The sequence below is a fragment of the Bradyrhizobium sp. Kon56 genome (assembly GCF_055807635.1).
The window spans coordinates 1-230 of sequence record NZ_JBVVOU010000681.1; the positions used below are offsets into that span (position 1 = coordinate 1).

The window sequence follows — 230 nt, forward strand, 5'->3', positions numbered from 1 at the left end:
CCTCCCGTGGCTACAAGCTGATCTTCCGCACCATCGGCCTGGACAGCGCACAAGCGGCGAGGTGATCACGCGCACCTGGCAGACCGCCGACAAGATGAAAAAACAGCGCGGCCCGCTGCCGGGTGACGGCGCGGGCAACGATAACTTCCGCGCCAAGCGCTATATCGCCAAGTACACCATCAACCCGGCGATCACCCATGGCATCAGCCACATCGTCGGTTCCATCGAAG

1 protein-coding gene is annotated in these 230 nt (G+C 62.6%); it reads left to right on the forward strand.

Annotated features, from left to right (window positions below; translation table 11 throughout):
• Positions 1 to 230 (forward strand): amidohydrolase family protein (locus tag AC0L3B_RS40510; RefSeq protein WP_473383747.1); only part of this gene is annotated, 230 nt, incomplete at both ends.